Here is a 5,576-nt window from a genome sequence, read left to right as displayed (position 1 = left end):
GCGCGGGTCTTCGACAACCCGCTGGTCACCGAGGTGTCCGACTCCTACCTGGAGTACGCCTTCTCGGTCATCCACTCCCGGGCGCTGCCCGACGCCCGCGACGGCCTCAAGCCGGTGCACCGCCGCATCCTGTGGTCGATGTATGAACAGGGGCACCGCCCCGACCGGGGGCACGTCAAGTCGGCCCGGATCGTCGGTGACTGCTTCGTAGCCGGAACCCTGATCTCCACTCCGGATGGTCTGCGTCGCATCGAGGAGGTGGAGGTCGGTGACTGGGTGCTGGACAGTGACGGGTCTCCTGTGCCCGTGACCGCTGCCTACCGGAATCCGGAGTCGGATCTCGTCCGCATCACTTGGAGTAACGGTCACACGATGGTGGTGACTCCAGGGCAGCGGTTCCAGGTGGTGGAGGACGAGCTTTCCATCCGCTGGATGGAGGCTCGCGACCTGAAGGGTCGCCTGACTGTCGCTTACGGCAGCCGTCGTCGCGATTCTCTGGCAGCCGACGGCGAAGACCGCGACTACGTGCTGGGGCTCGTGGTGGCTGAGGGATTCGCTGTCGATCGGTCGCGTGAGGCGGACGGTCGGGTCCGCATCCACATGTGCGACGTCGAGCCACTTGATGCCGCTCACGGCTGGGCGATCGCAAACGGACTGAACGCCTCCAGGGGCAAACGGGAGGCGACTAACCCCCGCCATCGCGATCAGCATATTCTGACCTTCAGCCGGCATGCCAGACTACTCGAGGCGGCCAGCCCGCTCAGTCGCGACAAGCGTGTCCCGAACGAGGTCGTGGAGGACCGTTCGGCCTGGGCGCCTTTCCTGGCCGGCTTCTTCGACGGAGACGGCTACGTGCGTAAGCGCTTCCGGGAGATCGTCTTCGTGAGCACCAGCGAAGCGCTGGTACGGCAGATCTACTCCATGCTCGCCGACATGGGTATCCACGGCCACCATTGGAGCAGCGCCGACAAGTCAGGCAACAGTGCGCTGCGGGGCCTTGCGGTCACCGGGCGTGATGCTGCCGCCCTGGCCGGCATCCTCCTGCCCTGGGTGCGGATCGGCTATAAGAGCGAAGGGTTGCGGCGGGTCGTCGACCGTGCCTATGAGTATGGCGGCAAGCAGGGCAACGATCGTCTTCCTTGCGGAGCTGTCATGCGCGAGTTCACGGCTGCTCACTGCGGTGGCGGATGGTTCCGTGACGAAGACGGGAACGCCTTCCGGGCTGCCCTGTCGGGTGCCGGCACGACAGTGCGTTACGGCCGGGACCGCAACGGGGTGGCCTTGTCGGACCGGTTGTTCCCCCTTTGGCGTGCTGAGCGCGATGGGTGGGTCCGCAAGTTGCGTCGCATCGGCTCGCCGCTGGCTGGTCGTCTCGAGGCGCTGGCTGGTCGGTCTTTCCTGCGCGTTGTCGCGGTCGAAGTCGTGCCACCCGCTACTACCTACGATATTCAGGTTGGTTCCGAGGAACATGCCTTTGTCGCCGAGGGGCACGTCGTTCACAACTGTATGGGCAAATACCATCCACACGGTGATACGGCGATTTACGACGCGATGGTTCGGCTCGCTCAGGATTTTTCGCTCAATGCACCGCTCATCGACGGGCATGGCAATTTCGGGAGCCCGGACGATGGACCGGCTGCCTCCAGATATACCGAAGCGCGCATGTCGCGGGAGGCGATGCTGCTGGTCGGTGAGCTGGGCGAGGACACCGTCGACGTCGAGCCCAACTACGACGGCTCGCTGACCCAGCCGACCGTGCTGCCCGCCGCCTTCCCCAACCTGCTGGTCAACGGGGCGTCCGGGATCGCGGTCGGGATGGCCACCAACATGATCCCGCACCACCTCGGCGAGGTGGTCTCCGCCGCCCGCTGGCTGATCAACCACCCGGACGCCGACCTCGACAAGCTGATGGAGTTCGTCCCCGGCCCCGACCTGCCCACCGGTGGCCTGCTGCTCGGGCTGGACGAGGTGCGCCGGGCGTACGAGACCGGGCGCGGTGTGGTGCGGATGCGTGGCCGGGTGGAGATCGGCCCGCTGGAGGGCAGCCGGGGCCGGCAGGCGATCACCGTCGTCGAACTGCCGTACGGCGTCGGCGCGGAGAAGGTCATCGCGGCAATCACCAACGAGGTGAACAAGACCAAGCGGCTCACCGGCATCGCCGACGTCAAGGACCTCACCGACCGGGAGAGCGGCACCCGGCTGGTCGTCGAGTGCAAGGTCGGGGTCAACCCGCAGGCGTTGCTGGCCGACCTCTACCGGCTGACCCCGCTGGAGCAGTCCTTCGGCATCAACAACCTGGTGCTTGTCGACGGCCAGCCGCGCACCCTCGGGTTGAAGGCGCTGCTGGAGGTGTTCCTGGCCCACCGCTACGAGGTGGTGACCCGGCGCAGCGCGTACCGGCGGCGCAAGCGCCAGGAGCGGCTGCACCTGGTCGACGGCCTGCTGATCGCCCTGCTCGACATCGACCGGGTGGTCAAGCTGATCCGGGCCAGCGAGGACGCCCAGGCCGCCAAGGACGGCCTGATGCAGAAGTTCAAGCTCTCCGAGATCCAGGCCACCTACATCCTGGACACCCCGCTGCGCCGGTTGACCAAGTACGACCGGATCGAGCTGGAGGCCGAGCAGGAGAAGCTGCGCGGGGAGATCGCCGCGCTGTCGAAGATTCTCGACGACCCGAAGGTGCTCCGGAAGGTCGTCTCCGACGAGTTGGCCGCCGTGGTGAAGCAGTTCTCCGGGGCGCGGCGGACCACCCTGGTCGACGGGGACCTCAAGGAGGTGCTGGCGGCGTCGGTGCCGGCCGGGCCGTTGGAGGTGGCCGACGACCCGTGTCAGGTGATCCTCTCGGCGACCGGGCTGGTCGCCCGGACGGCGGCCGAGTCGGAGGAGGCGTCCGAGGGGCGTCGGCGCAACGGCCGGGTCAAGCACGACACGGTACGCGCGGTCGTGCACACCACGGCCCGGGGTCGGGTGCTCCTGGTCACCAGCGCCGGCCGGGCCTTCAAGGTCGACGTGTTGCCGCTGCCGGTGCTGCCCGAGCAGGCCGGCACGGTGTCGCTGCGGGGCGGGATGGCCGCCGCCGAGCTGGTCCCGTTGGCGGCGGGGGAGACGGTGATCGGGCTGGCCCCGCTGGGCCCGACCGCGCAGGGCTCCCCGGGCCTGGCGGTGGGCACCCGGCAGGGCGTGGTGAAGGTGTGCACGCCGGAGTGGCCGGTGCGGTCCGACGAGTTCGAGGTGATCTCGCTGCGGTCGGGCGACGAGGTGGTGGGGGCCACCTGGCTCGACGACGGCAGCGAGACGGTGGCGTTCGTGACCAGTGAGGCGTCCCTGCTGCGGTTCGCGGCGTCCGTGGTCCGCCCGCAGGGGCTCAAGGGCGGCGGGATGGCCGGGGTCAGCCTGCCGGCGGGCGCCCGGGTGGTGTTCTTCGGCGCGGTCCGCACCGATGACGCCGCGCACGGGGAGCCGATGGTGGTCACCTCGACGGGGGCGACGGTCAAGGTGACGCCGTTCGCGTCGTACCCGGCGAAGGGCAGGGCGACCGGCGGGGTGCGGGCGCAGCGGTTCCTCAAGGGGGAGACGGATCTGGTGGTGGCCTGGATCGGCGCGCGGCCGGTGGGCGCGACGGCGACCGGTGACCCGGTGGAGCTGCCGCCGGCCGATCCGCGCCGGGACGGGTCCGGCTTCGCCGTCATGCTCGGCCCGACCGTCGTCGGGCACCTCATCGAACGCGACTGAGGTCGCCCCGGCCGCCGCGAGGCTGACGGCCGGCCGCCCCGTCGGCGTCAGGCGACGTCGACGGGGCGGAACTGGACGCTGACCCGGGGGCCGACCGGGCGGGTGGTCTTGGGCACGGCATGCTCCCAGGTGCGCTGGCAGGACCCGCCCATCACCACCAGGTCGCCGTGACCGAGCGGGACGCGCAGGGTGTCGCCGCCGCCCCGGGGGCGTAGCAGCAGCGGGCGGGGCGCGCCGAACGACACGATCGCCACCATCGTGTCGGTGTGCGCGGAACGGCCGAGGGTGTCCCCGTGCCAGGCGACGCTGTCCCGCCCGTCGCGGTAGAGGCACATGCCGGCGGTGACGAACGGCTCGCCCAGTTCGGCGGCGTAGTGCCGACTCAGTGCCGTGCGGGCGGCGGTGAGCAGCGGGTGCGGCAGCGGGCGGTCGGGGCCGTACCAGCAGAGCAGGCGGGGGACGTCGACCTGCGTGTCGTACATGGTGCGGCGTTCGGCCCGCCAGGGGACGCCGGTGCGCAGGGTGTCGAGGACCGCGTCGGAGCCGTGCACCCAGCCGGGCAGGTGGTCGACCCAGGCGCCCCGGGTGAGCATCCGGCGGCGCAGCCCGGTCAGCGGGGTCAGCGTCGGGCCGGTGTCGGTGAGGTCGAGCATCGACGGTTGGTAGGCGGCCTGCGGCATACCCGGCACCCTATCAGGGTTTTAGTACACCCGTACGATCGGCGATCCGGGTGAGGACGGCTTCGGCCACCCGTTGCCGGCCGCGCCCGTCGACGGTGGTCCAGGCGCGGGCGGCGAGGGCCGCCCGTCGCCGGGGGGAGGTCAGCAGGGTGCGCAGGGTGCGGGCCGCGTCCGCCCGTGCGGCCCGCCCGGCCAACCCCGGCGCGGCCAGTTCCGGCAGCTCGCCGAGGCCGGCGGCGAGCCCGTGCGCCACCACCCGCCGGTACGCGTCACGCTGGTTGTCGACCACGCAGACCAGGGCGGCGGGCGCACCGAGACAGCACAGTTCCCAGGTGGAGGTGCCGGCGGCGCTGACCACCAGGTCGGCGGCGCCGATCAGCGCGGGCAGGGCGTCGGTCGGCGCGACGAGGTGCAACGACTGCCCCCGCCCGGTGCCGACCTGCGACAGGTCGGCCTCGATCCCGGGGCGGGCGACGACCACGGTCACCGCCATCGGGTGACCGGTGCCGAGCAGCACCCGGGTCAGCACCGGGGCCGCGCCGACCGCGTCGGTGCCGCCGAAGAAGGCGAGCACCCGGGGGCGGGGTGCCGGGGTGGCCGGTGGCGGGGCGGCCGGCCGGGCGGCGGTCACCGCGTCGCGCAGCAGCGCGTACCGGACCCCGGCCAGCAGCCGCCCGTCGCCGGGTGTGCCGGCGGTGGGCTGCCCGTCGGGGGTGTCCGCGCCGAAGTTCTGGTCCAGGTAGAGGTCGGCGTCCTGACCCCGGGTGTCGCCGTCGACGATCGCCAGGGTGAGCACGCCGGCCGCCCGCAGCACCCCTGCGCCCGCCGGGTCCAGCTCGTACGAGTCGAGCACGAACGCGTCGAGGGCGTGCGTACGGGCCGCCTCGACCAGCCCGGCGGGAGTGTCCGGACCGGGGTGGACCGGGATGCCGCACGCGGCCAGGTGGGCGGCGGCCCAGCCGACCCGGTCCACCGTGCCGAACAGCTCGACCCGGGCACCCCGGGCCAGGAACTCCTCGCCGAGGGCCAGGCAGCGCACCAGGTGCCCGACGCCGGTGTGCGGGCCGGCGTCGCAGCGCAGCCCGATCCGTGGTGGGTTCAGGACTCCTCCAGCCGCTTCTGGCGTACCGAGGAGTTGAGGGTACGCAGGTCGGGCCGCCCGTC

2 protein-coding genes and 3 pseudogenes are annotated in these 5,576 nt (G+C 71.6%); 3 read left to right on the top strand and 2 right to left on the bottom strand.

What is annotated here, in order from left to right:
• The 3 pseudogenes from ACOJTC_RS31880 to ACOJTC_RS31870 form a co-directional block, all read left to right on the top strand.
• Positions 1-201: pseudogene (locus ACOJTC_RS31880) on the top strand (DNA gyrase subunit A); the annotation flags it as partial.
• A 57-nt stretch (positions 202-258) separates the two neighbouring features.
• Positions 259-1,476, top strand: a pseudogene (locus tag ACOJTC_RS31875) (LAGLIDADG family homing endonuclease); the annotation flags it as partial.
• Positions 1,477-1,491: 15 nt separating this feature from the next.
• Positions 1,492-3,732, top strand: a pseudogene (locus ACOJTC_RS31870) (DNA gyrase/topoisomerase IV subunit A); the annotation flags it as partial.
• Positions 3,733-3,779: 47 nt separating this feature from the next.
• Here the strand turns inward: ACOJTC_RS31870 and ACOJTC_RS31865 are convergent.
• Positions 3,780-4,412 carry an alpha-ketoglutarate-dependent dioxygenase AlkB gene (locus tag ACOJTC_RS31865; protein ID WP_420119663.1) on the bottom strand — a complete coding sequence of 211 codons (633 nt, stop codon included), beginning with the start codon at positions 4,410-4,412 and terminating at the stop codon, positions 3,780-3,782.
• A gap of 13 nt (positions 4,413-4,425) precedes the next feature.
• On the bottom strand, positions 4,426-5,514 hold the full coding sequence (locus tag ACOJTC_RS31860) for a PseG/SpsG family protein (RefSeq protein WP_420119664.1): 1,089 nt from the start codon (positions 5,512-5,514) through the stop codon (positions 4,426-4,428).
• Positions 5,515-5,576 lie beyond the last annotated feature (62 nt).

The organism is Micromonospora sp. (assembly GCF_048594385.1).
GTDB lineage: Bacteria > Actinomycetota > Actinomycetes > Mycobacteriales > Micromonosporaceae > Micromonospora > Micromonospora wenchangensis.
This window is presented reverse-complemented; position numbering and strand designations above follow the sequence as displayed.